The organism is Streptomyces sp. NPDC057137 (genome assembly GCF_042670825.1).
Lineage (GTDB): Bacteria > Actinomycetota > Actinomycetes > Streptomycetales > Streptomycetaceae > Streptomyces.
This window is the reverse complement of the sequence record NZ_JBHUUW010000141.1, coordinates 1-2,498: the sequence shown is the minus strand read 5'-3', so window position 1 is coordinate 2,498 and position 2,498 is coordinate 1. Positions and strand designations below refer to the sequence as shown.

Genomic DNA, 2,498 nt, shown 5'->3' with positions numbered 1-2,498 from the left:
CAATTCTAGGCGCGTCGCGAACACTGCGTTCGTTCGCACAGCTATTTCTGCACTGGTAGGTTCCTCACCCCAAGCGCTGGACACATTAAACGAGTTGGCCGCCGCGCTAGGTAACGATCCGAACTTCGCTTCCACAGTGACAAACGCCTTAGCTGGCAAGGCTAACAAAGGCGTGAGCCTCGCAGATTACGGGATACTGGATGGGGTCAAAATTGGCCGCTTTGGTATCGGTGGCACGTCCACTGATGTAGCGCCCATCGAGACAATTGGTTTGCCCGGCGGCTTTTACGCGATGGATGGATCGCCAACTGCTTTTTTGCAGTACTCATCGATCTTGAATCTCCCCTATTCCGAAAAGTCGTGTGCCGGCCAGATTGCTATAGGTCAAGGTCGCGATGACGTGATTATTTGTGTGCGCGGCGTGACGAACTCGGGCAAGTGGACGCCGAAACGGACCCTATGGCACGACGGAAACTTAGATCCAAATGCTCTTATGCCGATCGGCACTTCAATCGCTTTCGCGGGCCCCCGTCCGCCTGCCGGATTCCTGAAAGAAAATGGTGCGGCAGTTTCCAGAACCGTCTACGCCAATCTCTTTGCAGTAATTGGTACCACTTACGGTGCGGGAGACGGAAGTACCACGTTCAACCTGCCCGAAAGTCGCGCAGAGTTCTTCCGGGGGCTTGATGACGGTCGCGGTGTTGATGTTGGTCGTAGTCTTGGAACGTATCAGGCCCCAATGCTCGAGGCCCACGATCACACGCTCAGCAGCGACGGGACTGGAGCCGCAGGAGCCGCTGGAGGGAATACAACAGCAGACTTTAAAGTTGACGGTAACGTGAGTTCGGGCTCCACAGGTAAGACTGGTGGGGCCGAGACACGCCCTCGAAACGTTGCGCGACTGATGTGTATCAAGTACTGAGGTGAACCATGACAAATTCTAATCCTCCGCGGATCTACCTAGCCCATCCGGTTACGGGGGAGTACATGGGTGAAGCATTTGCTGACCCGAACCCACTTGATCCGGATAACTGGCTCATTCCAGCCAGAGCCTTTGTAGATGCTCCGCCGCCAAGCAAAGTAGGCTTTGCGGTGATCAATACTCCCGACAGCGATCAGACCTGGTCGTTAGTTCAAGATTGTCGAGGCATTGTCTATAGCACAGTCGATGGGAAGGCTCACGAATGGCAAGAGCTTGGCCCGCTCCCCGATTATCTGACAGCAGAAGTCTGTCCCGGCCCGTTTTACGTATGGCAAGAAGATCGCTGGCAGTTAGATAAAGAAGCAGAGGCTAAGGCACTGTCTAGTCAAGCCCTGGCTGAGCGCGACCGATTGTTGGCGGCTGCAACTACGCGTATGGCGCCGCTGCAAGATGCAGTGGACCTCGGCGACGCGTCACCCGAAGATGAGTTGGAAATCGAGGCATGGAAGCGTTACCGCGTAGCCTTGAACAGAATTCAGCGACAGCCTGATTTTCCGAAAGCTATTGATTGGCCAACTTCTCCCGTCAATCGCAATCAGCAATAAAAGAGGGCTGTCAGCTCAGATGTAGACGCATCTAAGCTGACCGCCAACCAGCAGAGATAGCCTGCAAGCCAGCCAAGGCCCTCCCGCTCACGTGAGCGTTGGGAAGCCTACCAGAAGTGCAAAAGGTTTGCAGATGATGCAAGAGGTACGTTGTGGCCACTGTGGCCGAAAGCTAGCCGCCGTATGTGGTTTTACGGAATTACAGATCAAGTGCCCGCGATGCCGGACGCTTAACCATTTGAAGGCCGAGAGCCTCCTGACATCGCCAGCGAGCGCCCCAAGCCTTCAGGAGGCAATATGTCCGCGCAACCGATCATCCCCTGGATAGGTGGCAAACGCCGCCTCGCCGACCGTATCTTCGCGCTGTTTCCGGCTCACAGTTGTTATGTGGAGCCTTTCGCCGGAGGCGCCGCGCTGTTCTTTTTAAGACCGGTACCGGCAGAGGTCGAGGTGCTTAACGATGTCAACGGTGACTTGATCAACCTCTACCGGGTGGTGCAAAACCACTTGGAAGAGTTTGTCAGGCAATTCAAATGGGCTTTGTCGAGCCGCCAGGTGTTTAAGTGGTTGCAGATGACGAGGCCGGAGACCCTTACCGATATCCAGCGGGCAGCCAGGTTCTATTACCTGCAGCAGTCCGCGTTCGGTGGCCGTGTCGACGGTCAGACCTACGGTACTGCGACTACGACACCACCTGGACTGAACCTGCTTCGCCTGGAGGAAGCGTTATCCGCCGCGCACCTGCGTCTGAGCAGCACCTATATAGAGCACTTGGGGTGGCAAGAGGTTATGAAGAAGTACGACCGTGAACACACACTGTTTTACTGTGACCCGCCGTATTGGCAGACCGAAGGTTACGGCGTTCCGTTTGGGCTGGAGCAGTACGAAGCGATGGCCACAGTTTTAAGAGAAATTAAGGGCAAGGCTATCGTTAGCCTGAATGACCACCCTGACATCCGTAGGGTATTCGC

Annotated in this window: 4 protein-coding genes; all 4 read left to right on the top strand. The window is 55.3% G+C overall.

Going from position 1 to position 2,498, the window contains the following annotated elements:
* A partial coding sequence (locus ACFT9I_RS40215) for a phage tail protein (protein ID WP_382572863.1) occupies positions 1 to 922 on the top strand: 922 nt, incomplete at its 5' end.
* Positions 923 to 930: 8 nt separating this feature from the next.
* Positions 931 to 1,527, top strand: coding sequence for a tail fiber assembly protein (locus ACFT9I_RS40210; protein ID WP_054896582.1), 597 nt, complete (start codon positions 931 to 933; stop codon positions 1,525 to 1,527).
* A 133-nt stretch (positions 1,528 to 1,660) separates the two neighbouring features.
* Positions 1,661 to 1,855: a Com family DNA-binding transcriptional regulator gene (locus ACFT9I_RS40205; RefSeq protein WP_177339625.1), complete on the top strand. Its 195-nt coding sequence runs from the start codon at positions 1,661 to 1,663 to the stop codon at positions 1,853 to 1,855.
* Positions 1,825 to 2,498 (top strand): DNA adenine methylase (locus ACFT9I_RS40200; RefSeq protein WP_382572860.1); only part of this gene is annotated, 674 nt, incomplete at its 3' end. The genes ACFT9I_RS40205 and ACFT9I_RS40200, both read left to right, overlap by 31 nt.